The following is a 23,272-nucleotide window of genomic DNA, read 5'->3' on the forward strand; positions in this document are numbered from 1 at the left end:
GGTGTCTCAGGCGACGATCTGCTCGTCCGGCGCGACGGTCTCGTTGCCGGTGCGCTGCGCGGTCCGGATCTCCTCGACCGACCGCACCGGGAGCCGCGCGGCCCCGGCCCAGTCCCTGCGCCGCACCGTCGCGTTCGCCAGCCGCCGTTTCGCCCCCTCGATGGCCCCCGCGTATTGCGGCAACCACGCGGCCTGGGCGACGACCATCTCGTCGACCATCTGCCAGACCTCGTCAGGCATGCAGACCGCGCCCACCAGCGGGTCGTTCAGCACCGCCTGCTTCAGCAGGTCGAGGTCACCGGTCACCGCCGCCTTGACCGACATCCGCTGGACGTTGATGGACGCGATGCAGGGCGCCGCGCAGGCATCGGACAGGCTCAGGCCCGCGACCATGTTGAGGCCGAACCGGTCGACGAACCCGGTGCTCTCGACGATGGCGTCCGCGGGGAGATTCGAGATCAGGCCGTTGTTCTTGACGTTGAAGTGGCCGCGATAGACCCGCCCGGTCTCCAGCGCCTCGATGATGTAGCTGGCGTGCTCGACGGTCCTGCGGGCCGGGTCGATGATCCGGCTGGAACTGGCGAGGTACTGCGGGAACTCGTGCTCGAACCAGTTCCGCCCCTCGGTGCAGACCCGCAGGCAGCCCCCGGTCTCGCCGTGGATCCAGTCCGAGAGGTCGATCCAGCGCGCGATCTCGTCGGGACGCTTGCGGTACCAGGGCAGGTACTCGGACAGGTGCCCGTTGGACTCGGTCGAGTAGACGCCGAACCGGCGCAGGACGTCGATCCGGACCTTCTCCTGCCTGGAGATCACCGGATGCCGCTCGTAGGCGGCCAGCAGTTCCTCGGCCGGCACGCGCCGGCCGCGCCAGCGGATGTCGACGTACCAGGTCTGATGGTTGATCCCGGTGCAGACGTACTCGATCTCGTGCGGGTCCTCGGCGCCGAGGACTTCGGCGATCTGCTTCCAGCCGTGCTGGATGCCGTGGCACAGGCCGATCGTGTCCACCCCGCCGTAGTCGATCGCCGCCCAGGTGTTCATCGCCATCGGGTTGGCGTAGTTCAGCAGGCGGGCGCCCGGCTCGGCGACCGCGCGGATGTCCCTGCAGAAGTCGAGGAGCGCCGCGATCGAGCGCTGCCCGTACAGGATGCCGCCGGCGCAGAGCGTGTCCCCGACGCACTGGTCGACGCCGTAGCGAAGCGGGATCCGGATATCCTCCGCGAAGGCCTCCAGGCCCCCGATGCGGGTGCAGTTGATGACGTACCGGGCGCCAGCTAGCGCCTCGCGCCGGTCCGTGGTGGCCGAGATCTTGGTCGGCAGCCCGTTGGCGGAGATCATCCGGTTGAGGATCTCCGCGATCATCCCGAGATTACGCTCGTTGATATCGGTCAGGGCGACCTCGATATCGTGCAGTTCGGGCACGCACAGAATATCTCGTACTAACGTTCGCGTAAAACCGACGCTCCCGGCGCCGATGATGGCGATCTTGAAATTGGCCATCCCGTCCTCCCACGATCCGCGAGATGTCACGTCGCACGGACTATTTCCGGAGATCTTCTTCTTGCTATGAGACGACGCTACGATCGGCGCCCGGACCGTGGTAGAGGAAATTAGAACCTTCGCGGGTAATCTTGTGCTCGATGCGCTGGTGCAGGCGGGGCCGTTCCGCAGAGACATCTCGTTCCCGCTTCGGCACGGCGGCTTCCACGTCATGCCGACGAGCGCCGGGTACGAGCGGGCGCTTCCTGGCTCCTACGATTGGGACGGGCTGAAGCGCGGTCAGGCCCCGTTCTCCGTGCTGCAGCACACGGTCGCCGGCCGGGGGCGCCTGCGCTACGAGCGGCGCCTGTGGCGGCCGGAGGCCGGGCAGACCATGCTGGTCTCGATCCCGCACGCCCATCGCTACTGGATCGAGCCGGGCGAGGACTGGTCGTTCTTCTGGATCGCGGTCACCGGCCGGGAGGCCCTGCGCCTCAACCGGGCGATCCTGCGGTCGGCCGGTCCGATCTTCCGCCTGCGGACCGAGACGGTGGATGCCCTCGCGGCGGTCTGCACATCGCTGCGGGCGCCCGTGCCGGGCGCGGGGCAGGCCTCCAGTCTCGCCTACCGGGCGATCATGCTGGTCCACGACGACGTGATGGCCCGCGCGGAGCGGAGCGACGCCGCGACGGGGAACGACGCCGTCGACCGCACCGTCGCCTTCATCCGCGCGAATCTGGATGCGGCGCTCGACATCGAGACGCTGGCGGGGGTCGCCGGCGTGAGCCGATCGCATTTCAGCCGCCTGTTCGCCCGCAGCAAGGGCGTGGCGCCGGCCGAGTTCGTGGCCCGGCAACGGATGGACTTGGCGGCCCGCCTGCTGGCCAACGGCCAGATCAGCATCAAGGCCGTCTCCCGCGGGTGCGGATATCCAGACCCCAACTACTTCGCCAAGGTCTTCCGGCGCGCCTACGGGATCAGCCCGACGGAGTTCCGGAGCACCGGCATGGACGCGGATCCCGGCCGCGCCGCGGCGACGGCCCGGCCGTAACCGGTCCGGCGCCCTCGGCCTCGCCCGCCGTATCGCGGCGCGTCAGCGGGGAACCGGCGCGTCGACATACACCGCGCCCCGCATCAGCGGCCGCGCCGTGCGGAAGAACGCGCCCCGCTCGGCCCGCCACGTGTCACCGTCGCGCGTGACGGCGGCGTCGGCGGTGAGGACCCCGGACGGCATGCCGACGCGCAGGGCCGCCTCCGTGGCGCGGGCCGCCTCGTGGACGAGGCTGCCTTCGATTCGGGCGGCCACCGCGAGGCACAGGGTGGCGGTGAGCGGCAGCGCCTGATGCGGCACGCCGTTGGAGATGACGCGGGCGGTCAGGTCGACCGCGGCGGCGCGGATCGTCTCCCCCGAGAGGCTGGCGGCCTCCTGCGGCGGCGACACCAGCCCCACGAAGGGCACGTGGACGATGCGGGCCGCCGCATCGAGATCCGGCGCGATGCCCATCGCCACGGAGGCGACCCGGCGGATCTTAGCGAGCCGATCGAGGAGACCGGGCACCGCCTCCAGGGCGGCGGGCAGCTCGGTGCCGGCGAGCCCGAGATCGGCGGCGCGGACGAAGACGCAGGCATTGGCCGCGTCCACCAGCGAGGCCTCGATCGGGCCGAGGCCGGACACGTCGAGGGTCTGGCGAACCACGCCGGTCGGCAAGAGCCGGCCCGTCGTCGCGCCGCCCGGATCGACGAAGTCGAGGCGGATCGGTGCGCCCGTGCCGGCGACGCCGGGGATCGCGAGGTCGCCGCGATAGACGCTGCGGCCGCCCTCAACGGCGAAGCTGGACTCGATCAGCTTGCGCGTATTGGTGTTGTAGATCCGCAGGCTCACCGGGCCGTCCGGACCCTCGACCAGCCCCTCGTCCACCGCGAAGGGCCCAACCGCCGCGAGCATGTTGCCGCAATTGCCCGAGAGGTCGATCCGCCCGTCGCGGACCACCACCTGCACGAAGGTGTAGTCGATGTCGGCGTCCGGCCGCGCGGAACGCTCGATCACGCAGATCTTCGACACCGAGGAGACGCCGCCGCCCATGCCGTTGAGCTGACGGCCGAACGGGTCGGGGCTGTCCATGGCGGAGAGGAAGACCGGCTCCCAGGCGGCGAGGTCGCCCGGCACGTCGCGCCTGTGCAACATCAGGGCCTTGCTGGTGCCGCCGCGCATGAACACGGCGGGCAGCGTGCCGGGGGCCGACACGGCCCTCAGACCCGGGCCGGCGGCTGGTTGGGATCCACGAGGTAGCCAAGGCCGCGGACGGTCTGGATCAGGTCGACGGCGAGCTTCTTGCGCAGCCGCCCGACGAACACCTCGATGGTGTTCGAGTCGCGGTCGAAATCCTGGTCGTAGAGGTGCTCGGTCAGCTCGGCCCGGGACACGACCCGGCCGGTATGGTGCATCAGGTAGGAGAGCAACCGGTATTCGTGGCTCGTCAGCTTCACCTGGGCGCCGTCGACGAAGACCTTGCCGGAGCGCGTGTCGAGGGTCACGGGCCCGCAGGCGATCTGGCTGGTGGCGTGGCCGGCGGCTCGGCGGAGCAGCGCGCGGACCCGGGCCATCAGCTCCTCCATGTGGAAGGGCTTGGTGACGTAGTCGTCGGCGCCGGCATCGAAGCCGTCGACCTTGTCGGACCAGCGGTCGCGCGCGGTGAGGATGATCACCGGCGTCTTCACCCCGGCCCGGCGCCACTTCTGCAGCACCGTCACGCCGTCGGCCTTGGGCAGGCCCATGTCGAGGATGATGGCGTCGTAGGGCTCGCTCTCGCCGAGATAGCCGCCTTCCTCGCCGTCATAGGCCTTGTCGGCGACATAACCGGCCTCCTCCAGGGCGGCCACGACCTGCCGGTTGATGTCCTTGTCATCCTCCACGACGAGCAGACGCACGGCTCACTCCCCTCCGAAACGGTTTCGGCGCCCGCTCAATACTGTCCAGCCACGCTGCCGGTGCGCGCGTCGACGATCACGTGCACGAAATGACCGTCCCGGCGCAAGGCGGTGAGCATGTAGACGAGGGTGTCCTCGTAACGGCAGAGGCTCGCCCGCTGGATCTCGGCCCGGGGGATCACCGTGCGGGCCGCGCGGATCGCCGCCACGGGCGGGATCACCCGCCGCTCGCCGACCTCCTCGCGCATGTCGGCCGGCGACAGGCAGGTCTCGATCCGCAGGGGCGCCTGCCCGGAGACCGCGCCCGTCTGCGGGGCCGGCCCGTCATCCGCCATGGTGCCGAGGCCGCCCGCGGCGAGGGCCGCGGCGGTCAGGCTGATGGCGACGAGGGCGATGGCGTAGCGCATTGCCAGGAGATGTGCGCCGAGGGCACTGAATGCGTCCTGAATACGGGGCCGTAAGCGCCGCGCGGCGACCGGGCTGGACTGCGGGACGGAGGACGATCGGACGGCGCGCGGCATCGTGCCGGCATTACGGCCGAGGCGCCGCCAGGTTCCGCCGCGTCGACCGGTTCGCACAGGCAAGCGGAGCCCCTCATCGAAGCCCGCCGGGATGCGCGTCGCGGCACCCCGCGGCGCTCAGCGCCGTCCGCGCCGGCATGTCGGACGCGGTCGCCTGCGCGGCGAGGAAAGGGCCGCCGGAGGAGCAGGGGCGGGCTCCGATCTGCGCCCCCGCCTGGAGCGCGGCCGACAGGGCCGCGGCGCCCGAGAGGGCGAGCCAGAGGCGGTCGAGGATCCGGTCCCGGCACAGGTTCATCTCAACCTCCCACGACAAGCGCCCAGAGGGCCCGCAGGGCGGGGATGCGCTCCACGAGCCACGCGATCTGATCCGAGAACCAGTGTGCGGCCGTGGCCGCCGCGACGAAGGCCAGCACCGTCGCGTGCTTGAGCCGGCGCAGATAACGGCGCAGCGCTCGCCGCTCGATCTGCTCGTCCACCAGTTCGTCCAGCGCGGCGAGGCGCGGCACGGTCTGGCGCGCGAACCACGCGTGCCAGAAAGGCGGGAAGCGGATCGTCCGGGCACGGCCCCCGAGGGCGCCGGAACCGACCTCGTCCTCGCCGGGCTCGGCGGCGGGCCTGCGGGGCGGCGTGCGGATGTTGGTCATGACCTTCCCCTGTCCCAGGGTGGGCCGGGCGCGCGGAAGCGCCCGGCCGTGCGGGTGCCGGAAGCCGGCGGTGCCTCAGCCGCGTCGCGCGCCGGTCTTCCGCGTCGGGGCCACCTGCAGCTGCGTCAGCGCCGGGGCGAGGACGTTGGCGGCGCTGGCCTGCGGGTCGAGGGGCAGCGCCCGGAAGATGCGGGCGGCGACACCCTCCGGGCCGCCCGCACGCCGCACCACGCGGGCCGGCGCGGTGGCGAGCACGTGCCGGGCGCCGGCGGCCACGACCGCGGCGCCGAGATCGACGCTGACCGTCCGGCCTTTCGCCGCGCCGGCCACGGCGTTCTGACCGTAGGCGGCCCCCGCCCGGATCGCCGCCTCGACCCGGTCCCGGGTCAGCACGGAGGCGGCCCAGGGCGCGACCCGGGCGACGCCGGCCGTCACCGCCGCGGCGGCGATCGGCACCAGCACGGCCGAGACCGGCTGAAGCAGGGCGACCAGCCAGTCGCCCCACGGCACGCTCACGGCCGCGGCGGACGCATCCCCCGCCTGCGCCGGCGGCAGCAGGGCGGCGAACGGGAGGGCGGCGCAGGCGAGCGCGAGCCCCGCTCGGATGCGGTGCGTCATGGGCGGTCTCCGTTGTCAGGCGCGCGGCGGACCCGGCCGGCTCGGGAACGGCTTGCGCGGGTGCGGCTCAGCCGGCGCCGCGGGATCCGGGCGGCGCGGGAGCGTCACCGCCGCCGAGGGCGGCGAGCGCCCGGCGGGCCCAGGCGAGGCGGCTCGGCAGCGCCACGATGCCGGGCCGCTCGAAGCGGCGGCAGACCGCCTCGGTGGCGGCCTCGAGCGTCGCGGCCGTCTGCAGGACGGCCAGCGCCGGGGCCTCGGTGCTGCGCAGTTCCGCGCAGAGATAACCGTAGGCCGCCTCCGGGGCCGCAGGATCGAGGCCGCGCGCCCGGCACCACGCCTCCATCGCGATGCGCCGCGGCCCCGTCCACTGGGCGAGTCCCCAGCCCCCGCGGGCGCCGGCGACCGTCGGGGCGATCTCCTGAAGGTGGCGGAACCCGCCGCTCTCATGGCCGAGATTCCCGAGGAGGCCCGCGGCCTGCACGGCGGTCAGGCCGAGGTCGCGCATCAGGCGGGGCCCGAGGCGGCGGCATTCGGAGGCGAAGACGCCGTCCTGCGCCGGGCCGTGTGGAACGGTCTTCATGTGGGTTCCCCTCATGGCGGGCCGGCCGCCGCCGGGCTAAGGCCCTGCTAGACACGCCCTCGGGCGGCGCGGGCGGGGTGGATCGTGGGACGCGGACAGGACAGGCCGCTGGTGTTCATCGGCGATTCGATCACCGCGGCCTGGGGCCTCGCGCGGGCCGAGACCTTCGCGCGCCACGGCTTCCTGGCCCGGGGGATGCCGGGCGAGACGAGCGGACAGATCCGGGCCCGCTTCCTGCGGGATGCGGGCGGTGCGCGCGGCGTTCACCTGCTCTGCGGGATCAACGACATCGCCGAGGTCGACGGCCCGGTCACGGACGCCGCGATCCGCGAGAACATCCTCGCCATGGGCCGGCTCGCCTTCGAGGCCGGGCTCCCGCTCTGGATCGGCACCGTGATGCCGAGCGACTTCTGGGGCTGGCGGCCCGAATTGCGGCCGGTGTCGCGCATCCGCGCCCTGAACGCGTGGCTGCACGCCACCTGCGCGGCGGGGTCCGCCCGGCTCATCGAGTATCACGCGCCGCTCGCCACCGCCTCCGGGGCGCTCCGCCCGGCGCTGACCGACGACGGCATCCACCTGAACGCGGCCGGCTACGCGGCGATCGAGCCGGTCATGCTGGCGGCGCTGGTGCCGGGGTGAGCGGAGCGACCGCGCCCGTCATTCCAGGGCGCCGCAGGCGAGCCCGGAACGACGGCGGGTTCATCGAAGAACGAGATGGCGCGGCACGTTCAAGCAGCCGCCCGCACCCCGGCCGCCAGCGGCGTGCCGTCGGCCCGCTGGTAGTGCCACACGCGCCAGCGGCCCGCCGCGTCCGAGAGGGCGAGGCAGGTGTCGTCGGCCGCCGTGACGATGTCGGCCCGGGTCGGCAGCGCGAGCTTGCCCGCGTCGTGGACCAGCCGCGCGCCCGCGGCGAAGCGCACGAGCCGCTCCCGGTCGGGCACCGCGCCGAAGCTCGTGATCGTCGCCGTCCCGGTGACGAGCACGCGCCGCGTGCCGGTGCCGCCGAGATCGGTGGTCGCCCCGGAGGCCAGCGCGGTCTCGGACGAGGCGAAGTCGATCCCGCCGGTGTTCGCCGAGGCGGTGAGCGCCGTGGCGTAGGCGGCGCCGTCCGCCGAGACCTTGAGGCTGAAATCGTCGCTGCCGAGGAGGCCGAGCAGCGCCCGGGCGGCGTAGCCGGTCTCGAGGACCAGGGCCGCGTCCCGTGCGGCGGACTTCTTGTTGATGGACACCCGCATGTCCCCGGAGCCCGGCGTGGCGTCGTCCCAGGTGAGCAGCGCCGCGTCCGATTTGACGGCGAGGCGGTTGTCGGAATCCGCACCCGTGTTGATGCCGAGGCGGCTCACGCGCTCGATCGCCGCGAGGCTCCGGCGGAAGCTCGTCCAGGCCGCGCCGTCGAAGACGTAGAGGTCGGCCTCGTCGATCAGGTAGGCGAACCAGCCGGCCCGCGGCGCCGAGCCGGACCAGACGCCGTCGGCGTAGCGCACCACCTGCCCGCCGAGACCGGCCCAGGCGCCCCCGGGATCGGCCGCGGCCACGAGGTAGCGGTCGCCCTCGGCGGGGCTCGGGGGCGGCGCGGTCAGATCCTTGTCCAGGCAGGCGAGCTGGACCAGGGCGTCGAGGAGGCCGAGCGCCTCGTTGTGGGTGACGTGCTTCTGGGCCTGGCTCGCCGCGATCAGCGGCAGGCCGAGATGGGGCGTGACATCGGACAAGAGGCACCTCCGGGGGTTCAAGCCGAGCGGACAAGGATGCGGCCGCGGCAGGCGGGTCCGGGCCCGGCGACGGCGCCGACCTGTGCCACGGCCACGTCGAGGCTCCGCTGCGGGCCGCCGAAATCCGCCGCCTCGTCGGCGTAGACGACCTGCTGGGCCGCGGCCCGGAGCGTGCGCATGGCGGCGCCGGAGGCCGAGAACAGCGTGACGGCGTAGGCCTCGGCTTCATCCAGCGGGATCTCGGCGGGCTCCCAGGCATCGCCGTCGCGCCGCGCCCGCCGGATCCAGGAGATCCGCACGCCCTCCGCGACCCGGCGCGCCCGCAGGTGGACGGGGCGTAGGGGCCGCAGCGCGTCGAGGCCTGCGGTGGCGGAAAGCTCCGTGATGGCGGGATCGCCGGGGTCCCGGTCCGACGGCCCGATCCGGTAGCGGAAGCCGCGCCCGGCCTCATCCAGGCGGTCGACCAGGGGCACAACCGCGCCATCGTCGAGGCGCACGAGCAGGCTGCCGGCCGGCGCGGCGCGTCCCGCCGCCGCCTCGCTGCCCGCGAGCCCGCGCAGCAAGCCGGACAGCCGGTAGGTGTCGGGCTCGATCAGCGCGGCCTGCGCCGCCCCGAGCAGCTCGACGGCGCCGTCCGGCCCGATCAGAGCGAAGAGGTTGCCGCCCGCCAGCATCGCGGCCTCGCCGATGGCGGCGAGCGCCCCGCCCCGGCGCAGGGTGACGTCGAGGTGGATGCCGCGCTGGATCCGCCACAGCGGCCCGGCGGGGAGCGGCGACAGCGTCTTCCCGAGGCAGGCGGGGTAATCGACGTGGCCGTGCAGGCTGAACGCGCCCGCCGCCTCCGCGCGCCAGATCGCGGCCGCGCCCGGCCACGGCTCGGCCGCCACCGCGCACCATTGCAGGATGGTCGGGGAACCGCGATCCGCCGGCAGGTCGAGGGCGAGCGCGAGCGGCGGCCCCGGGAAGACCGGGGCGGCTGCCTCCGGCTGGGCCGGGCTCCGGGCGAGGAGCCGCCCCGGCCCTCCCCGCGGCGGCACGCCGCTCGCCTCGATCCGGCGGCCGGTGGGCGCGTCGTCGATCCGGTCGATCTTGCGCAGCACCGCGCCGCCCGGCACGTCGGCGGGGAGCGCCAGGAGGTCGCCGGGCTCCAGCTCGACCCGGCGCGGGCTGAGGGTGAACGTCGCGCTGTCGCGGGCCGCGATGGCCCGGTCGAGGATCGCCTCGGCCAGCCCGTCGCCGGTCTCGCGCCGCGTGACGATCGCCGCATCGATCCGGGTCTCGCGGCGGCGCGCCCCGGCCGGCCGCACGGCCGCCGACGTAGCCCGCCGGTATTCCGGGCTCTCGGCCTCGGTGATGCCGAGTTCCACGGATCGCGGCAGGGCGCTCTCCTCGGCGCGGACTTGCGCGAGGACCGGCTTCTCCTCCGAGAGACGGACGAGATCCGCCTCGGCGAGCACCAGGGGCCGGTCGCGGCGGGGTCCGCGCAGGTGCAGGCGGCCGGCCACCGCGGAGACGTCGAGGCCGTAGACCTGCGCCAGGGTCTCCAGGGCGCCGCGGGCCGTGAGCGGCCGGTCGATGACGTAGCCGTCGAGGTAGGCGGCGGCCTCCACCGAGACGGCGGCGTCGAAACCGAACTCTTCGAGGATCTTCAAAACCAGCAGGTCGAGGTCGCAGCCTTCGATCCGACCCGTGATCCAGTGGCCGATGCGCCAGTTGGCGGTGTCGGCCCAGACGCGCCGCACCGTCGGGAAGGCCGGGAACGGCCGCGCGTCCCAGGCCCAGACGAAGATCCCGTCCGGATCGACCATCCGGCCGCCATAGACCGGCGAGACCGGGTTGTCGGCCTCGCGGAAGCCGGGATCGGCCGGGTCGAACCGGGCGAGCGTGGCCTCGAGCCCGCGGAGCTGGATCAGCTCGTCGCGCAGGCCGCGGGATCCCGGCGGATAGGCGCCCTCGGGGGTCTTTGGGTCCGGGAAGACGTTGGGGCCGTTGGTGCCCTTGTCCACCGCCGGCACGCCGACCTCGGTGAACCAGACCGGCTTCCCCTTGGGCACCCAGGCGGTGGTGTGGGTCTCGACGCCGTTGTCGCGCTCGACATGCGGGTTCGCCCACCACGAAGCGAGATCCTTCGGCCGGTAGATCCACGGCTTGCCGTGGGCGCCGTCGGTGATCGGGCGGCGGTCCTGGGCAGCGCGCGCCGCCGCGTCGGCGTAGTACCAGTCGAAGGCCTCGCCGGAGCCGCCGCGGGCCCGGAGATAGCCCCGGTCGTTGATGTCGCCGGAAGCCGCGAGGTCGGCGTGCTCCGGCGCGTCGCGCCAGTCGGAGACCGGCGGATACCAGTCGATCCCGACCGCCGCGATGGCGGGATCGGCGAAGAGGTCGTCGAGGGGGAACCGCACCGTGGCGCCGCCGTCGCGGACATGGGCGCCGTACTCGGTCCAGTCGGCGCCGTAGACGAGGGGGACGCCGGGCCCGAGGCGCTCGCGCAATGCGGCCGCAAGCCCCCGGAGCGCCTGCACGGCCGGGTAGCCGGCGGCGCCCCGCACCCGGGTGAGGCCGACGAACTCGCTGCCGATGACGAAGCCCGCGAGCCGTACGCCGGTGGCAGCCCATCGCGCCGCCATGTCGGCGTAGTGCAGCACCTCGGCGCGGTAGCCGCCGGCGAAGAACGCCTCCACCTGGGCGTCCGCGGCGGCCGTCCCGTCCGGGCTGCCCGGGAGCCCCGGCGCCGGATCGCAGGTGATGTGCCCGCGCCAGGGATAGGGCGGCTGGGACGCCCCCGGGGTGCGGGGATCGGGCAGGCCGTTGCCGCTCGCCACGTCCATCATCACGAACGGATAGAGCAGCACCTCCAGGCCGCGGCGCGCCAATTCGGCCACCAGCCGGGTCAGCCCGGCATCCGCGGGCGTTCCGCCATAGGCCGGGGTGCCGTCCGGCAGGGTCGAGACCACCTCGGCCGCAGGGCGGGCGATCCCCGCCACGGACCAGTCCTCGGGCAGCGCACGCTTCCGGCCGGTCTCGACCTTGGGCACGACCCGGCAGGAGCCGGCGCGCAGGTCGGTGCCGAACCACGTCGCCACCACGGCGACCCGGCGCAGGTTCGGGCACAGGGCCTGGAGGGCGTCGAGGGACGCGATCACGTCGGTGGTGCGCTGGAGCTGGTGGCGGTTGGCCGCCTCGGTCCGGCCGAGGCCGAGATCGACGGTGACGCGGTCCGGATCGAGGGCGAACTCCCCGGCCCCCGGGATCAGGTCGACGGCGCGGACGCGGCCGAACAGGCCGTTGACCGGACGGATCACCTCGAAGGCGAATTGCGGCACGCGGTTGCCGAAATCGGCAAGCGGCAGATTCTCGAACACCACGTAGGCGAGACCGCGATAGGCCGGCGCGTTCGCGGACCCCTCCTTGGCGACGATCAGCGGGTCGGGCTCCTGCGCGGGGCCGCCCGTATGGACCCGGATCGTGAGGCCGACCTGATCGATCTCCCTACCGTCCGCCCAGATTCGCCGGACGAAGGCGACCTCGCCCTCGCAGAGCCCGACCGCGAGGTTGGCGTAATAGGCGTAGCGGGTCGTGACGGTCTTCTGGCCGCCCAGGGCCTTGGCGGGCATGGCGGCGCGCTGCACCGTCGTGTTCGCGACCTCCAGCGGGCGAGTCGCCCAGATCAGGGTCCCGCCGATGCGGGCCCGGCCGTAGACCCGGGGGATGGGATCGCCCTCCGTGGAGGTGAGCCCGGCCACATCCGCGAGGCGCGGGCCCTCGACGAAGCGCGCGCGCTCGGAGCCCGACAGGGCGCCGCCGAGCGCCGAGCCCGCGACCGAGCCGAGCACCCGCCCGACCACAGCCCCGATCGGGCCGCCGAGCGCGGTGCCCACCGCAGCGCCGGCCGAGGACAGGATCAGCGTGGCCATGGCGGGACTCCGGGCTCGATGAGCACGTGGTTCATACGAGAGCGTTGCGGAACCGTATCCGGTCGGATACGGTTCGTCCGTGACGACGATCCTGCTGTCCGACACCTTCCGGACGTGGCCCGCGGGCCTGAAGGATCACCGCACGAAAGCGCGTATCGCGGCACGGATCCGTACCGCAGGCTTCGACAACGTCGGGGACGTCAAACCCGTCGGTTCGGGCGTGTGCGAGATGCGGATCCCCTACGGACCGGGATATCGCGTCTACTATGTGCGGCAAGGCGAAGTGACGTCCTTGCTCCTGTGCGGCGGCGATAAAGCCAGCCAGACGCGGGACATTCAGAGGGCCAAAAGGATGGCCGCGAACCTCGACGGGACCGTCTGATGCGCTTCACACCCTTCGATGCCTCTGAATTCCTCGACAGCGAGGCGGCAATCGCCGAATACTTGGCCGCGGCCATCGACGATCCCGATCCGGAGCTTTTCATCGCGGCTCTGGGCGATGTCGCCAAAGCCCGCGGCATGTCGCAGATCGCCCGGGAAGCTGGCGTCGGACGGGAAAGCCTCTACAAGGCTCTCACGCCCGGCTCGAAGCTCCGCTACGAAACCGTTCGCAAGGTGATGGATGTGCTCGGCGTCAAGCTGACTGTGTCACCGGCTTCGTAAAGGCCGATCTCCGGAAACCGGAACACCCCCGTCAGGTGCCGCCGCCACCATCCGGTGAGCGCCACCTCGGTGACGACGGCGCCGTCATGGGCGTGGACCATGGCGCCGTCGCCGGTGGCGATGGCGCAGTGGCGGGCCGGCAGGTGGCGGCGGAAGGCGAAGAGCAGCACGTCGCCGCCCCGGGGCGCCGCAGCGGCCAGCCGGCCGGGCACCGGCACGAGGTGGCGGGATGCTGCCTCTGTGAGCGGGTCGGTGCCGGGAGCAGCGGACTCCGCCCAGGCGGCGGAATAGGGCGGCGGCACCTCGGGCTCGGCCCCGTAGAGCCCGCGCCACACCCCGCGCAGCAGCCCGAGACAGTCGCAGCCGATCCCGCGCAACGAGGCCTGATGCCGGTACGGCGTCCCCAGCCACAGCCGGGCCTCGCCGAGCGCCGCCGCGCCGATCTCCCGCCGCATTGCGCTCATCGGAACAGGCTCCCGCCATCGAGGGTGTGGTCCGAGCCCGGCACCGCCCGCGCCACCGCGTCGTTGCCGGGCATGTGCGGGAAGCCCTGGAAGTTGACCGTGTTGGCGAACCGGTCCCGGCAGGTCGCGAGGCGCTTGTCGCAGCCGGCCGTGAGGCTGAAGCCGTCACCGGGGGTGATCGGCCGGGGCGGCACGGTCCACAGCTCGATCAGGGCGCCGAGCTGGAGCCGCACATCGGCCGCGTGCCCGGCATTGGCGCCCTCCGTCCAGGTGAGCCGGCCGCCGGTAAACAGGCCGTCGGCGAAGGCGCCGGCCAGCTCCGCCGAGAGCGTCGCGGGCTCCGGGGTCGCGGTCACGCGGCCGGTGGTCCGCCAGGCCGCGAGGTCGACCCGGCAGCGCGCATCCCCGAGATCGGCGCCGCAGGTGGCGCGGTAGCTGCGGCCGCGCTCGGCGTCGAGGCGGTGGGTGAGGCCGCGCAGCTCCGCCACGAACGCGTCGCCCTCGCGGCGGACCTCGCCGATCGTGGCGAGGTCGAGGAGCAGCCGCGTCCCGGGATTGGTCCAGTCGACCAGCCAGGTCTCCACCGAAGCACCGTCGTAGAGGCCGCCGGCGATATCGGCCTCGGTCAGGCCGAAGCTGCTCAGCGCCCCCGCCACGTCGCCGCCCGAGACCGCGAAGCCGAGTTCCGCGCGGGCCTCGGCGGCTTCCAGGCCGGTCCGGGCCTCGTGGACAAGCCCGGCGACCATCAGGTCGCGGTCGTGGTCGGTGAAGCCGAGGGCGAGCCCGTCCCGCCGCCGCAGGGACCAGCAGCGGCACAGGGTGGTCACGCCCCCCGCCAGATGGGCCGCGAAGGCCTCCGGGATGTCGCGCATGATCCCCTCCTCACGGCACGATCTCGACGAGGGGCACCTTCGGGATCTCGCCCGCCGTGAAGGCCGCGAGATCGACGGTGAGGTCGTCGGTGTCGAAGCGGACCGGCACGTCGAAGGCGAAGCCCGCCGTCACGGCGGCGCCCGCGGCCGGCACGTGGCCGGCCGCGAAGGCGACGAGGCCGGTCGCCGGGTCGCACCCGAAAGCCTCGGGCCCGACCTCCCGGCCGCCGACCGCCACCCGGACGGAGCCCGCCACCGGTTTGGCGATCCGGCGGCGGTAGGGCGCGAAGCCGCTGCCGTAGGTCTTGACCAGCGGGAAGACCGCCGTGGCGCCGTCGCCGGTGCCGAGGGGCTGGTCGAGGGGGCCGATGGGGCGGCCGGGAGGCCCGGAGCGCCCGTCGACCCGGTCGCGGAAGCGGAAGCCGTAGAGCCGCCCGCGCCGCTCCTCGAAGAAGGCCAGCACGGCGTGGAGCGCGTCGAGACCGCGCAGGCCGAAGCCGGCATCGTAGCGGCGGCGGGAATCGGCCCAGCGGCCATTCCGGTGCTCACGGCCGGAGCCCAGGGTCACGATCTCGGTGAGCCGCTGCGGCCCGCCGCCGGCGCGCAGCGAGACGTCGAGGGGAAAGAGCACCTCGTGGAAGTCGTCGGCCATGGCGGAAGCCTCCGGTTCGTCGCCCCGTTGCCGCGTCGGGGGAGGTCATCGCTGCCGGATCGCAGCGCCTGAAAAAAGTCTTCCGGAAAGAGCCGAAAAATCAAAAACGTCGTTCATCGACAAACGACGTCACCCGATCGAATATCGACGAGATGATCCGGACGAAATCAGAAGTCCTTTCGGTCCGCATCTCTTAATCTATCGCGCGTGATCTGCGCGTCGCGCCGCCAATCTGCCAGAGGAATCGTCCGATGAGCGCCATTCCACAACCCCTTCACGCCCCCGCCCTCGACATCCGCCGCGTCGCCGGCCGGATCGGCGCGGAGATCCGCGGCGTCGCCCTCGCGGGCGATCTCGATGCCGGGACCGTCGCGGCGATCCGGGAGGCGCTCACCACCCACAAGGTGGTGTTCTTCCGCGACCAGACCCTCGACGAGGCGGGCCAGGAGGCGTTCGGCCGCCTGCTCGGCGACCTCGTCCCGCACCCGACGGTGCCCTCGCTCGCGGGGACGGCGGGCATCCTCGACATCGACGGCAGCCGGGGCGAGCGGGCCAGTTCCTGGCACACCGACGTGACCTTCGTGCCGGCCTACCCGGCGATCTCGATCCTGCGCGCCGTGACGCTGCCGCCCTACGGCGGCGACACACTCTGGGCCAACACGGCGGCGGCCTACGCGGACCTGCCGGAACCCCTGCGCGACCTCGCCGACCGGCTCTGGGCGCTGCATTCCAACGTCTACGACTACGTGGGCGGGCGCGTGAACGTCTCGGAGGCCGGGCGGCGACGCCACGAGGAGGTGTTCACCCGGACCGTCTACGAGACCGAGCACCCGCTGGTCCACGTGCACCCGGAGACCGGCGAACGCTCGCTGATCGTCGGGCACTTCATCCAGCGGATCCTCGGGCTCACCACGGCGGATTCGCAGCACCTGCTGGCGATCTTCCACGATCACGCCACGCGGCCCGAGAACACCGTGCGCTGGTCGTGGCGGACCGGCGACGTGGCGATCTGGGACAACCGCGCCACGGTCCACCGGGCCGTGGACGATTACGGCGACGCCCCCCGGGTGGTCCGCCGCGTGACGATCCAGGGCGTGGCTCCGGTGAGCGTCGACGGCCGCCGCAGCCACGCGCGGGAGACGGAGACGCGCAAGGCCGCGTGAGGGCGCGGACGCGCGGGGCGATCCGTCACGTCGCCCGCTGACCCCGCGCCACCGCGCGGGCGAGGCTCGCGGTCACCTGCGCCTCCGACCGGCGGAAGGCGCCCGGGTCGGGCGTCGCGATGTGTACGGTCACCGAGACCGGCCGGGCCAGTGCCCCGCCGGAGGCGACGCCGAGGCGGCCATGCGGCCCCCGGGTCAGGGGCAGGATCGCCTCGGGGCCGGCCTCGCCCATCAGCCCGGTACCGCTCGCCATCGGGAAATAGGTCGGCGCGGCCACCACCCCGCCCGCCGCGAAGGGCTGCACCCGCCCGCCCCGGAACACGCCGCCGCGGGCGAAGCCGGCCTCGGCGCCGGCCCCCAGCAGGCCGTTGACGAGGCCGCTCACCCCGGACTGGATCGGCCCGGCCGCCGCCCGGGCCGCGGCGCCGGCGAGGCGGGCGCCGATCGTGCCGAGCACCCCGTCCAGGCTGCGGCCCGAGGCGGCGCCCCGGGTCAGGGCCGCGTCGAGGCTGCGGCCGAAATTCTGCGCCAGCCGGTCGAGGGTCTCGAGCTGCGTGATCCGCGCGGCGTCCTGGGTGTCGGGTTCGGTCTCGGCCATGGGGCGCCTCAGGTGGGGTCGGGATAGGCGGCGAGCAGCCGCTCGAAGGCTTCGCGGGTCATGGGCTCCGGCCCGGCGCATCGGCCGAGTGCCGCGGCGAACTCGCGCGGCGTCGCCGCCCAGAACGCCGCGGGGCTCCAGCGCAGCGCCCCGAGGCCGAGGGCCAGGGCGTCGTCCCACGGGAAGGGATGTCGAGCCGGGGCCGGATGCGCGGCGTCCGGCCCCGGCTCTAGGGAGGGTTTGCGGGTGTCGATGCCTCCCCGAAGGCCGCCGCGAGAACCGCGCCGAGGGCCTCCGACAGGGCGTCGAGGCCGCCCGCGAGGGGCAGCCGGGCCACCGCCGCGTCGTCGATGTCGTGGCCGCCGCCGCGCAGCGCGACGCCCAGCAGGGCGATCAGGTCGCGCGCCGAGACGCGGCCGCCCGCGAAGCGTTCGGCGAGGCCCGCGAGGTCTCCGGCCTGGACTGCGCCCTCCAGCTCGGCGAGGGCCCCGAGGGTCAGGCAGAGGGTGTAGCGCCGCCCGCCGAGGACGAGCGGCACCTCGCCGCGGATCCGGTTGGCCATGGGACTTACCTCAGGGTCAGGCCGCCGCGAAGGCGAGCGCGCCGGCGGAATCGAGGCTGATGTCGAACGTGACCTCCCCGGCATGATCGCCCCGGTATTCGAGGCTCGCGATCTGGAACGGGCCCTCCAGGATCCCGAAGGCCGGCACCACCACCTGGAACGTCTCGATCGCCCCCTCGAAGAAGATCAGCCGCAGGCGCGCGTCCGAGGCCTGATCGCGGAACACGCCGGAGCCCGCGATCGCGGCCCGGCGCACGCCGGCCCCGGCGAGAAGCTCCCGCCACCGGCCGGCGGAATCGGCGTTGGTGACGTCCACGGTCTCGGCGTTGAGCGTGATCTGGCGTGTGCGCAGGCCCGCCACCGCCACGAAGCCGCCCGCGCCGTCCCCGGCCCGGAGCAGCAGATCCTTGCCCTTCTGCGCGCCCATCGACGTCCTCCTCACAGGTTCTCGGTGACGGCCTCGAGTGTCAGGCTCGCCCGGGCCTCGCCGGTCCGGGCGTCGCGACGGGCGCGGATCGTCTTCACCCGCAGGGTGACGAGCCGGCAGCCGGCGAGCGGCATCGCGTCGTCCGCGAGCAGCGCCGCCATACGCTCCGCCGCGTCGAGGGCGGTTCGGACCGAGCCGGGCTTGGCGATCACCGCGATCTCGTGGCCGTGACGGTGGCGCTCGGCGCCGTCGACGGAATCGTCCTGGATCTCGGCGTCGCCGAACAGGGCGTAGACCGGGACCGAACCCCGGGGCGGCTCGTCGTAGAGCCGGACCCGGCCGCCCAGCAGGGATGCCAGGGCGGCGTCGGTCGAGAAGCGGGCGATCAGGCCGGCACGGAGCGCCAGGAGCGGGCTCGGATCGGTCACGACCGGTTCTCCCGCGGCAGTTCCTCTACGTGGCAGATCAGGTCGCGGCCCCGCGCGTCCGGCTCGGCGACGGCGCGGATCGCGAACCGCCGGGGGCCGGCGGCGAGGCGCATCGTCGGATCGAGCGCGGCCCGGCCTCGCAGGGTGATGCGGTAGGCGGGCAGCGTGTCGGTCCGGCCGCCGGCCAAGCGGTCGAGGATGCCGGCCGGGGCAAGCGCCCCCCACAGGACCGGGCCTGCCACGTAGCGCCGCAGGACCCCGCCGAACCCGTCGGGCTCCTCCACGGGCCGTTCGAGGACGAAGCGGCGGCGGCGCGCCCCGAGCGGCGGGCGTTGGAATTGGATCGGCATCGGGCTGGCTCCGCGGGCGAACGTCACAGCCGCATCCGGCGGAAGGGCGCGGCCAAATCCGCGGCCGTGTCGGCGGCCGCGCCGTCCGGCTCGTCGCCGCGATGCTCGTAGCGGGCGGCGGCGAGCCGGAGGATCGCGAGGCGCAGGGGCGCCGGAAGCGGCGGACCGTCGCCGCCGTAGCCCGCCGCGACCTCGATCAGGATCATTCGGTCACCGGGATCCGGCACGGACGGATCGACCCGCAGGCCCGGCGCCTCGACCGGGTCCGGACCGAGCCGCACGAGACCGTCCGCCAGGGTGGTGAGGGCGCCGCCGGCCTCCGCGAAGCCAGCGCGCAGGACCGCCACCAGCGGGCTCAGCGGCAGGGGGATCTGCCCGTCCGGCGGCCAGGCGGCGCGTGCGATCCGGTAGCGGCCCGGAACCAGGATCCGGCGGGTCTCGACCTCCAGGCTGGCGCGGGCGGCGGTGATCAGCGCCTGGAGCAGCCCCTCTTCCGCATCCCCGGCGTCGGAATCGAGGCGCAGGTAGCCGCGCAGGTCGGCCACGCTCACCGGCTCGACGGCGGCGGCATCGATGCGTAACGGGATCATCGCGCGTCCCTCAACCAAGGTGTTCCGATGCTGGTCTCGAAGCGCCGCCCGGCGGCCTGCGCCGTGGCGGCGGCAGCTCAGACAGCCGCCCTGACAGCCGCCCTGACAGCCGCCCTGGCGCTCGCGAGCCCGCCGGCCCGGGCGATCGTCGGAGGCGCGGAGGCGCCGGCCGGCGGCGCCGTGATGGTCCTGTCGTCGAAGGGCGGCGTCTGCACCGGGGTCGTCCTCGCCCCCGACACGGTGCTCACCGCCGGCCACTGCGCCGCCGACGCCCGGGAGCACCGCGTCCATTTCCGCGACGCCGCCGGGGAGCCGGTCCTCGTGGAGGTGGCGGCGCGCGCAGTGCATCCCGGCTACGACGCGGGCGCCGCGACGGGCCGGCGGCGCTCCATCGACCTCGCGCTCCTGCGCACCGCGACGCCGCTGCCGCCGCGCTTCGTCCCCGTGACCCTGAGCGCCGCGACCCCGCTGGCCGGCGAGAGCCTGACGGTGTCGGGCTACGGCGCCGCCAGGCCGGGCGACCCGCGCTCCACCGGCACCTACCGCAGCATCGGCCTGCCGGTGATCGAGCCCTACGGGCCGAGCCGCATCCTGGTCTGGCTGAAGGGCGGCGCCGGCGGCGCCTGCCAGGGGGATTCCGGTGGCCCGGTCGCCGGGCCGGACGGGGCCGTCCTGGCGCTGGCCGCCTGGGTCGGGGGCGCCTGCGGCGGCCTCACCCAGGGTGTCCTGGTCGGGCCCCAGCGCGGCTGGATCGACCGGATCCTCGCGGATTGGGGTCGGAGCGCTCACTGGATCGCGTAGGATCCGCAGGGAACCTCACCTTGGCCGGGCTATTGCCTTGCTCTAGGCTCAAACCGCGCCGCATCCTCGCCCCCGGCGCCCCCACCCGCGCCGACGGCGCCCCCGGAGTGCCCGATGTCCCCTCGCCCGATCCGCAAGGCCGGTCTCCGCGAGCGCCTCCTGCGCGGAAGCCTCGGGAGCGGTCTCCTCGGTGCGGCGCTGCTCGGCGTCCTGACCGGGTTACTGCCGGCCCCGGCCCAGGCGGTGATCAACGGCACGACCACCCGCGACCCGAACGGGGCGCGCAGCTTCGTGGTCCGCATCGAGAGCACGGAGGGCGAGATCTGCTCCGGCACGCTGATCGCGCCCGACCTCGTGCTCAGCGCGGCCCACTGCGTGATGCGCCCGGCCGGCTACACGGTGATCAGCGTCGACCGGAGCTTCCGCCAGCACCGGACCCCGGTGATCGCCGCGAGCATGCACCCGGACTTCGTGCCCGGCACCACGCCGGAGGATCAGCCCGGCGTCGACCTCGCGCTGCTCAAGCTCGAGCGTCCCCTGGGCTCGGATTACGCGCCCCTCGACCCGCGCGGTGCCGCCGCGATCGACACCGGTGCGTCGGTCGACATCGCGGGATTCGGCGTGGTGGCCGAGAACCGGCGCGGCTCGGCGCGGGTCCTCCGGCTGGCGCATCTCGTCTCGATCGGATCGCTGCAGGTCGCCAATCGGGTCACCGTGGTGACCGACCGGCGGCGCATGGCCGAGACCGCGGGGGCCGGGGCGTGCCTGGGCGATTCCGGCGGCCCGATCCTGGCGGGCGGTCCCGGCGGCTACCGGATCGTCGGCGTGGTGAGCTGGTCGAGCGGCGCCCTGCAGCAGGGTGTCCGCCGGACCGCCTGCGGCGGCTTCACCGCCGTGACGCCGGTGGCCGAGCACGCCGGCTGGATCTCGGCGCGCTCGGCGGAACTGTCCCAGGTGCAGGCGGGCGCGGCGCCGCATCGCAGCCGCTCCGACTGGATGGCCCGCCCGGCCCGCCGCTAGCGCGGCGGCGGATCCGGGCTTCGGCCTGCGGGGAGCGCGGGACGCTTCGCCGCCCGCTTATCCCCCGCGCCCGCGGGAACCTCGGCCCGCATCGGCACTTTCGCATCCGAACCTTTCCGGCTCACGGAGCGAGAGCATGGCCGACACCGGCACCAGCAACACCCCCCGGGCGCACAAGACCCGGAACAACACCGACTCGAACGCCAAGAAGGTCTCGATCGAGGCGCTCAACGCGCGCTTGGCGGACGGCATCGACCTCGCCCTGGCGATCAAGCAGGCGCACTGGAACCTCAAGGGCCCGCAATTCATCGGCGTCCACGAGATGCTCGACGGGTTCCGCACCGAACTCGACGAGTTCAACGACAGCGTCGCCGAGCGCGCGGTGCAGCTCGGCGCCACGGCGTTCGGCTCGACCCAGGCGGTGGCGGAGCGCACCAAGCTCCCGGCCTACCCGACCGGCATCTACGCCATCGCCGACCACATCGCCGCGCTGATCGACAGCTACGCCGCCTACGCCAACGCCGTGCGGCAGAACATCGACGAGACCGACGAGGCGGGCGATCCCGACACGGCGGACCTGTTCACCGAGATCTCCCGGGCGGTCGACAAGCACCTCTGGTTCCTCGAGGCGCACGTGCAGGAGCCCACCGGGACGCTGCGCGACGGCAATTCCGGGCGCTGAGGCTCAGCACCCGGACAGATCGCGCCGGATACCGGCGTGGTCCGGAACCGGCACCTCTACGGAGCCGACGGATTTCACAGGTCCGCGGCTCCGCCCTCTCGGTCACGATCCGCATCGTCATTCCGGGGCGCCGCAGGCGAGCCCGGAATCCGGAACCCCGGTCCTTGCACGCCCCCGGCACGTCGGCGTGTCCGGGTTCCGGGCTCCGCTTCGCGGCCCAGGAATGACGGAACGGCATAGGGGCGCACGCCGTCTGCCCGTTCGAGCGCGAAGGCAGGGCGACGTGCGCCCGCCGCGAACCCCGCGCCTCAGCTGAACTTCAAGAGCTTGATGGCGTCGAAGTCCTGCACGCCGCCGCCGACGCGCTTGGTGGTGTAGAACAGCACGTAGGGCTTGGCCGAGTACGGATCCCGCAGGACGCGCATCCCGGTGCGGTCCACCACCACGTAGCCGCGCCGGAAGTCGCCGAAGGCCACCGACAGGCTGTCCTTGCCGGGATCGGGCATCGCCTCGGCCTCCGTCACAGGGAAGCCGACCAGCGTGGCGGACCGGTCGGCGGCGAGCGGCGGCTGCCAGAGGTAGTTGCCCTCCGCGTCCTTGAACTTCCGGATCGCGCTCTGGGTGCGCCGGTTCATCACGAAGCCGGCATTCTGCCGGTAGGCCGCCCGCAGGCCGTAGATCAGGTCGAACAGCACGTCCCCCGGATTGGCCGACGGGAAGGCGCCGGCCGTCCCGGTGGCCACGACGCCGAGCTTGCCCGGCACCCAGGCGGCGTTGGCGACCGTGTCGTAGGTGAGGAAGCCCCGCGGGCGGCTCGCGCCGTTGCCGGACACGAAGGCGACGCCCTCCTGCTCGGCGAAGGCGGTCTCCACCTCGGCCGAGAGCCACGCGTCGAGGTCCACCGCGGCGTCGTCCAGCAGCGTCTGCGTGGCGGCCGGCATCGCGTAGAGCTCCATCGCGGGGAGCGCGATCTCCGACAGGGCCGGCGCGGTGGTCTCCGGGCGCGGCGCGGTCTCGGCCGCCCAGCCGGTGACCGGCGCGCCCACCGAGACCGCGCGCTTGTACTGCGCGCCGGAGATCTGCTGCACGCTGGCGATGGACCGGATCGGCGAGATCTGTCCGAGGCGCGCCAGCACGGTCCGCTCGATCGTGTCGGGGACGAGGTAGCCGCCATCCGGACCGGAGCCGGCCGACAGGGCCTTGGCCTCCAGGCGCTTGAGCCCGGCACTCTCGCCCGCCCGCACGTAGAGGTCGAAGGCCGCCTTGTGCTCGTGCGCGGCCGCGTCCTCCCGGGTGCCCGCCTGGCCCAGCGGCGGCCGCGCCCGCTCCAAAGTGATCCGGTCGAGGCGGGTGCGGGCGGCGTCGAGCGCCGCGTCGATGCGGGCGAGCTTCTCCTCGGTGAGCGCGTCGGTGCCGAGCCGGCCCTCGATCCGGCCGAGGCGGGCGTCGTTCGTCTCCTTGAAGGCCGCGAAGGCTGTGGCGAGCTCGTCGAGGGCGGAGCGGACCGTGCCGCCCTCTGGCCCGGACGCCTTGTTCTCCAGGTCGGGCCGTGTGTCGGGCAGGCTGCTCTTGGTCTCGAAGGCGGTGCGGGCCATCGGGGTGCTGGCATC

At 73.8% G+C, this 23,272-nt stretch carries 29 protein-coding genes; 8 read left to right on the forward strand and 21 right to left on the reverse strand.

The window, feature by feature from the left end; genetic code table 11:
* Nucleotides 1-6: 6 nt before the first annotated feature.
* A complete protein-coding gene (gene melA, locus ACLBX9_RS19530; RefSeq protein WP_447720104.1) occupies nt 7-1,500 on the reverse strand; it encodes an alpha-galactosidase in 1,494 nt (497 codons plus the stop codon).
* A gap of 133 nt (nt 1,501-1,633) precedes the next feature.
* Here melA and ACLBX9_RS19535 point away from each other — a divergent pair, with 133 nt between their 5' ends.
* Nucleotides 1,634-2,530, forward strand: a complete 897-nt coding sequence (locus ACLBX9_RS19535) for an AraC family transcriptional regulator (protein ID WP_447720105.1) — start codon at nt 1,634-1,636, stop codon at nt 2,528-2,530.
* 42 nt (nt 2,531-2,572) lie between these two features.
* Here the strand turns inward: ACLBX9_RS19535 and ACLBX9_RS19540 are convergent, their stop codons facing one another.
* The 7 genes from ACLBX9_RS19540 to ACLBX9_RS19570 form a co-directional block, all read right to left on the reverse strand.
* Nucleotides 2,573-3,724 (reverse strand): 2-methylaconitate cis-trans isomerase PrpF family protein, encoded by a 1,152-nt coding sequence (locus tag ACLBX9_RS19540; protein ID WP_010684560.1) that lies wholly within the window; start codon nt 3,722-3,724, stop codon nt 2,573-2,575.
* Between the two features lie 5 nt (nt 3,725-3,729).
* Nucleotides 3,730-4,407 carry a response regulator transcription factor gene (locus ACLBX9_RS19545; RefSeq protein WP_010684559.1) on the reverse strand — a complete coding sequence of 226 codons (678 nt, stop codon included), beginning with the start codon at nt 4,405-4,407 and terminating at the stop codon, nt 3,730-3,732.
* A 35-nt stretch (nt 4,408-4,442) separates the two neighbouring features.
* Nucleotides 4,443-4,814, reverse strand: a complete 372-nt coding sequence (locus ACLBX9_RS19550) for a PepSY domain-containing protein (protein WP_010684558.1) — start codon at nt 4,812-4,814, stop codon at nt 4,443-4,445.
* 187 nt (nt 4,815-5,001) lie between these two features.
* Nucleotides 5,002-5,223 (reverse strand): hypothetical protein, encoded by a 222-nt coding sequence (locus ACLBX9_RS19555; protein ID WP_010684557.1) that lies wholly within the window; start codon nt 5,221-5,223, stop codon nt 5,002-5,004.
* 1 nt (nt 5,224) lies between these two features.
* Nucleotides 5,225-5,572, reverse strand: a complete 348-nt coding sequence (locus ACLBX9_RS19560) for a hypothetical protein (protein ID WP_447720106.1) — start codon at nt 5,570-5,572, stop codon at nt 5,225-5,227.
* Nucleotides 5,573-5,647: 75 nt separating this feature from the next.
* Nucleotides 5,648-6,190, reverse strand: coding sequence for a hypothetical protein (locus tag ACLBX9_RS19565; protein ID WP_447720107.1), 543 nt, complete (start codon nt 6,188-6,190; stop codon nt 5,648-5,650).
* A 67-nt stretch (nt 6,191-6,257) separates the two neighbouring features.
* Nucleotides 6,258-6,770, reverse strand: coding sequence for a phage tail tip lysozyme (locus ACLBX9_RS19570; RefSeq protein ID WP_010684554.1), 513 nt, complete (start codon nt 6,768-6,770; stop codon nt 6,258-6,260).
* Between the two features lie 111 nt (nt 6,771-6,881).
* Between ACLBX9_RS19570 and ACLBX9_RS19575 the strand changes: the two genes are divergently transcribed.
* Nucleotides 6,882-7,409, forward strand: coding sequence for a GDSL-type esterase/lipase family protein (locus tag ACLBX9_RS19575; protein WP_447720108.1), 528 nt, complete (start codon nt 6,882-6,884; stop codon nt 7,407-7,409).
* An 89-nt stretch (nt 7,410-7,498) separates the two neighbouring features.
* On the opposite strand, the gene ACLBX9_RS19580 is transcribed toward ACLBX9_RS19575, so the two are convergent.
* Together ACLBX9_RS19580 and ACLBX9_RS19585 are read right to left on the reverse strand one after the other, a co-directional pair.
* The gene (locus ACLBX9_RS19580; RefSeq protein ID WP_447720109.1) at nt 7,499-8,479 is read right to left on the reverse strand and encodes a DUF2793 domain-containing protein; all 981 of its coding nucleotides are present in this window, start codon (nt 8,477-8,479) and stop codon (nt 7,499-7,501) included.
* A gap of 17 nt (nt 8,480-8,496) precedes the next feature.
* Nucleotides 8,497-12,390, reverse strand: a complete 3,894-nt coding sequence (locus tag ACLBX9_RS19585; protein ID WP_447720110.1) for a baseplate multidomain protein megatron — start codon at nt 12,388-12,390, stop codon at nt 8,497-8,499.
* A 79-nt stretch (nt 12,391-12,469) separates the two neighbouring features.
* On the opposite strand from ACLBX9_RS19585, the gene ACLBX9_RS19590 reads away from it, so the two are divergent.
* Nucleotides 12,470-12,772, forward strand: coding sequence for a type II toxin-antitoxin system RelE/ParE family toxin (locus ACLBX9_RS19590; RefSeq protein ID WP_447720111.1), 303 nt, complete (start codon nt 12,470-12,472; stop codon nt 12,770-12,772).
* A complete protein-coding gene (locus tag ACLBX9_RS19595) occupies nt 12,772-13,053 on the forward strand; it encodes an addiction module antidote protein (protein ID WP_447720112.1) in 282 nt (93 codons plus the stop codon). Before ACLBX9_RS19590 ends, ACLBX9_RS19595 begins: the two co-directional genes overlap by 1 nt.
* On the opposite strand, the gene ACLBX9_RS19600 is transcribed toward ACLBX9_RS19595, so the two are convergent.
* Genes ACLBX9_RS19600 through ACLBX9_RS19610 form a run of 3 tightly spaced genes read right to left on the reverse strand, consistent with a single transcriptional unit; the run spans nt 12,987 to nt 15,041 of the window.
* The gene (locus tag ACLBX9_RS19600) at nt 12,987-13,517 is read right to left on the reverse strand and encodes an NlpC/P60 family protein (protein WP_447720113.1); all 531 of its coding nucleotides are present in this window, start codon (nt 13,515-13,517) and stop codon (nt 12,987-12,989) included. The two genes, ACLBX9_RS19595 and ACLBX9_RS19600, sit on opposite strands and share 67 nt — an antisense overlap.
* Nucleotides 13,514-14,389 (reverse strand): DUF2163 domain-containing protein, encoded by an 876-nt coding sequence (locus tag ACLBX9_RS19605; protein WP_447720114.1) that lies wholly within the window; start codon nt 14,387-14,389, stop codon nt 13,514-13,516. The genes ACLBX9_RS19600 and ACLBX9_RS19605 overlap by 4 nt, the downstream gene beginning before the upstream one ends.
* A 10-nt stretch (nt 14,390-14,399) precedes the next feature.
* On the reverse strand, nt 14,400-15,041 hold the full coding sequence (locus ACLBX9_RS19610) for a phage distal tail protein, Rcc01695 family (RefSeq protein WP_447720115.1): 642 nt from the start codon (nt 15,039-15,041) through the stop codon (nt 14,400-14,402).
* Between the two features lie 251 nt (nt 15,042-15,292).
* Between ACLBX9_RS19610 and ACLBX9_RS19615 the strand changes: the two genes are divergently transcribed.
* A complete protein-coding gene (locus ACLBX9_RS19615; protein ID WP_447720116.1) occupies nt 15,293-16,204 on the forward strand; it encodes a TauD/TfdA dioxygenase family protein in 912 nt (303 codons plus the stop codon).
* A gap of 25 nt (nt 16,205-16,229) precedes the next feature.
* Here the strand turns inward: ACLBX9_RS19615 and ACLBX9_RS19620 are convergent, their stop codons facing one another.
* Genes ACLBX9_RS19620 through ACLBX9_RS19650 form a run of 7 tightly spaced genes read right to left on the reverse strand, consistent with a single transcriptional unit; the run spans nt 16,230 to nt 19,159 of the window.
* On the reverse strand, nt 16,230-16,802 hold the full coding sequence (locus ACLBX9_RS19620) for a phage tail tape measure protein (RefSeq protein WP_447720117.1): 573 nt from the start codon (nt 16,800-16,802) through the stop codon (nt 16,230-16,232).
* Between the two features lie 8 nt (nt 16,803-16,810).
* The gene (locus tag ACLBX9_RS19625) at nt 16,811-17,056 is read right to left on the reverse strand and encodes a rcc01693 family protein (RefSeq protein WP_447720186.1); all 246 of its coding nucleotides are present in this window, start codon (nt 17,054-17,056) and stop codon (nt 16,811-16,813) included.
* On the reverse strand, nt 17,032-17,364 hold the full coding sequence (locus ACLBX9_RS19630) for a gene transfer agent family protein (RefSeq protein ID WP_447720118.1): 333 nt from the start codon (nt 17,362-17,364) through the stop codon (nt 17,032-17,034). Before ACLBX9_RS19630 ends, ACLBX9_RS19625 begins: the two co-directional genes overlap by 25 nt.
* A 16-nt stretch (nt 17,365-17,380) precedes the next feature.
* Nucleotides 17,381-17,791: a phage major tail protein, TP901-1 family gene (locus tag ACLBX9_RS19635; RefSeq protein WP_010684542.1), complete on the reverse strand. Its 411-nt coding sequence runs from the start codon at nt 17,789-17,791 to the stop codon at nt 17,381-17,383.
* A gap of 11 nt (nt 17,792-17,802) precedes the next feature.
* Nucleotides 17,803-18,219 carry a DUF3168 domain-containing protein gene (locus ACLBX9_RS19640; RefSeq protein WP_447720119.1) on the reverse strand — a complete coding sequence of 139 codons (417 nt, stop codon included), beginning with the start codon at nt 18,217-18,219 and terminating at the stop codon, nt 17,803-17,805.
* The gene (locus ACLBX9_RS19645) at nt 18,216-18,569 is read right to left on the reverse strand and encodes a head-tail adaptor protein (RefSeq protein WP_447720120.1); all 354 of its coding nucleotides are present in this window, start codon (nt 18,567-18,569) and stop codon (nt 18,216-18,218) included. The genes ACLBX9_RS19640 and ACLBX9_RS19645 overlap by 4 nt, the downstream gene beginning before the upstream one ends.
* A 23-nt stretch (nt 18,570-18,592) precedes the next feature.
* Nucleotides 18,593-19,159: a head-tail connector protein gene (locus ACLBX9_RS19650; protein ID WP_447720121.1), complete on the reverse strand. Its 567-nt coding sequence runs from the start codon at nt 19,157-19,159 to the stop codon at nt 18,593-18,595.
* Nucleotides 19,160-19,186: 27 nt separating this feature from the next.
* Between ACLBX9_RS19650 and ACLBX9_RS19655 the strand changes: the two genes are divergently transcribed.
* The 3 genes from ACLBX9_RS19655 to dps all read left to right on the forward strand — a co-directional run bounded on the left by ACLBX9_RS19655 (nt 19,187) and on the right by dps (nt 21,662).
* Entirely contained in the window at nt 19,187-19,960 is a 774-nt protein-coding gene (locus ACLBX9_RS19655) for a S1 family peptidase (protein ID WP_447720122.1), read from the forward strand.
* 114 nt (nt 19,961-20,074) lie between these two features.
* Nucleotides 20,075-20,980, forward strand: coding sequence for a S1 family peptidase (locus tag ACLBX9_RS19660; protein WP_010684537.1), 906 nt, complete (start codon nt 20,075-20,077; stop codon nt 20,978-20,980).
* A gap of 136 nt (nt 20,981-21,116) precedes the next feature.
* Nucleotides 21,117-21,662: a DNA starvation/stationary phase protection protein Dps gene (dps, locus tag ACLBX9_RS19665; RefSeq protein ID WP_010684536.1), complete on the forward strand. Its 546-nt coding sequence runs from the start codon at nt 21,117-21,119 to the stop codon at nt 21,660-21,662.
* A 308-nt stretch (nt 21,663-21,970) separates the two neighbouring features.
* Here dps and ACLBX9_RS19670 read toward each other — a convergent pair whose 3' ends face one another.
* On the reverse strand, nt 21,971-23,257 hold the full coding sequence (locus ACLBX9_RS19670) for a phage major capsid protein (RefSeq protein ID WP_447720187.1): 1,287 nt from the start codon (nt 23,255-23,257) through the stop codon (nt 21,971-21,973).
* Nucleotides 23,258-23,272 lie beyond the last annotated feature (15 nt).

The organism is Methylobacterium sp. A49B (assembly GCF_053346215.1).

Excerpts from the sequence above, each read along its gene's own strand:
- dps (WP_010684536.1), top strand. The coding sequence starts at position 21,117 with ATGGCCGACACCGGCACCAGCAACACCCCCCGGGCGCACAAGACCCGG.
- ACLBX9_RS19670 (WP_447720187.1), bottom strand. The coding sequence starts at position 23,257 with ATGGCCCGCACCGCCTTCGAGACCAAGAGCAGCCTGCCCGACACACGG.
- ACLBX9_RS19615 (WP_447720116.1), top strand. The coding sequence starts at position 15,293 with ATGAGCGCCATTCCACAACCCCTTCACGCCCCCGCCCTCGACATCCGC.
- ACLBX9_RS19550 (WP_010684558.1), bottom strand. The coding sequence starts at position 4,814 with ATGCGCTACGCCATCGCCCTCGTCGCCATCAGCCTGACCGCCGCGGCC.
- ACLBX9_RS19655 (WP_447720122.1), top strand. The coding sequence starts at position 19,187 with ATGCTGGTCTCGAAGCGCCGCCCGGCGGCCTGCGCCGTGGCGGCGGCA.
- ACLBX9_RS19570 (WP_010684554.1), bottom strand. The coding sequence starts at position 6,770 with ATGAAGACCGTTCCACACGGCCCGGCGCAGGACGGCGTCTTCGCCTCC.
- ACLBX9_RS19650 (WP_447720121.1), bottom strand. The coding sequence starts at position 19,159 with ATGATCCCGTTACGCATCGATGCCGCCGCCGTCGAGCCGGTGAGCGTG.
- ACLBX9_RS19585 (WP_447720110.1), bottom strand. The coding sequence starts at position 12,390 with ATGGCCACGCTGATCCTGTCCTCGGCCGGCGCTGCGGTGGGCACCGCG.
- ACLBX9_RS19560 (WP_447720106.1), bottom strand. The coding sequence starts at position 5,572 with ATGACCAACATCCGCACGCCGCCCCGCAGGCCCGCCGCCGAGCCCGGC.
- ACLBX9_RS19610 (WP_447720115.1), bottom strand. The coding sequence starts at position 15,041 with ATGGCCGACGACTTCCACGAGGTGCTCTTTCCCCTCGACGTCTCGCTG.
- ACLBX9_RS19635 (WP_010684542.1), bottom strand. The coding sequence starts at position 17,791 with ATGGGCGCGCAGAAGGGCAAGGATCTGCTGCTCCGGGCCGGGGACGGC.
- ACLBX9_RS19630 (WP_447720118.1), bottom strand. The coding sequence starts at position 17,364 with ATGGCCAACCGGATCCGCGGCGAGGTGCCGCTCGTCCTCGGCGGGCGG.
- ACLBX9_RS19605 (WP_447720114.1), bottom strand. The coding sequence starts at position 14,389 with ATGCGCGACATCCCGGAGGCCTTCGCGGCCCATCTGGCGGGGGGCGTG.
- ACLBX9_RS19645 (WP_447720120.1), bottom strand. The coding sequence starts at position 18,569 with ATGCCGATCCAATTCCAACGCCCGCCGCTCGGGGCGCGCCGCCGCCGC.
- melA (WP_447720104.1), bottom strand. The coding sequence starts at position 1,500 with ATGGCCAATTTCAAGATCGCCATCATCGGCGCCGGGAGCGTCGGTTTT.
- ACLBX9_RS19595 (WP_447720112.1), top strand. The coding sequence starts at position 12,772 with ATGCGCTTCACACCCTTCGATGCCTCTGAATTCCTCGACAGCGAGGCG.
- ACLBX9_RS19555 (WP_010684557.1), bottom strand. The coding sequence starts at position 5,223 with ATGAACCTGTGCCGGGACCGGATCCTCGACCGCCTCTGGCTCGCCCTC.
- ACLBX9_RS19660 (WP_010684537.1), top strand. The coding sequence starts at position 20,075 with ATGTCCCCTCGCCCGATCCGCAAGGCCGGTCTCCGCGAGCGCCTCCTG.
- ACLBX9_RS19600 (WP_447720113.1), bottom strand. The coding sequence starts at position 13,517 with ATGAGCGCAATGCGGCGGGAGATCGGCGCGGCGGCGCTCGGCGAGGCC.
- ACLBX9_RS19565 (WP_447720107.1), bottom strand. The coding sequence starts at position 6,190 with ATGACGCACCGCATCCGAGCGGGGCTCGCGCTCGCCTGCGCCGCCCTC.
- ACLBX9_RS19620 (WP_447720117.1), bottom strand. The coding sequence starts at position 16,802 with ATGGCCGAGACCGAACCCGACACCCAGGACGCCGCGCGGATCACGCAG.